The sequence below is a fragment of the Planococcus sp. RAB007_Raresut genome (assembly GCF_057369535.1).
The window spans coordinates 1-251 of sequence record NZ_JBXYIF010000199.1 but is presented as its reverse complement, the minus strand read 5'-3'; the positions used below and the strand labels follow the sequence as shown (position 1 = coordinate 251).

Here is a 251-nt window from a genome sequence, read left to right as displayed (position 1 = left end):
CAGTGAAGCAAAAGCATATTGTAATAGGCCCATTAAAGATGAGGCCGCGCCAGTTAAGTGTTGCGGGCTTTGTTGCATGGTGAGTGCGGTCAAATTACCAAAAATAAAACCTGTTGACCAGATCGCTAATCCCAAAAGCAGAATGTATTGCCATAAACCTAAGTCATAGAAATAAGCACTGAGCATTAAAACTAAGCTGGCTCCACAGAATATAGACATCCCCAGTACTAGTAATTGTTGTGCGGACCATC

General features: G+C 42.2%; 1 protein-coding gene. It reads right to left on the bottom strand.

Annotated features, from left to right (window positions below; translation table 11 throughout):
* On the bottom strand, positions 1-251 hold a 251-nt coding region (locus tag AC2Q9J_RS18265; protein WP_499042142.1), incomplete at both ends, for a hypothetical protein.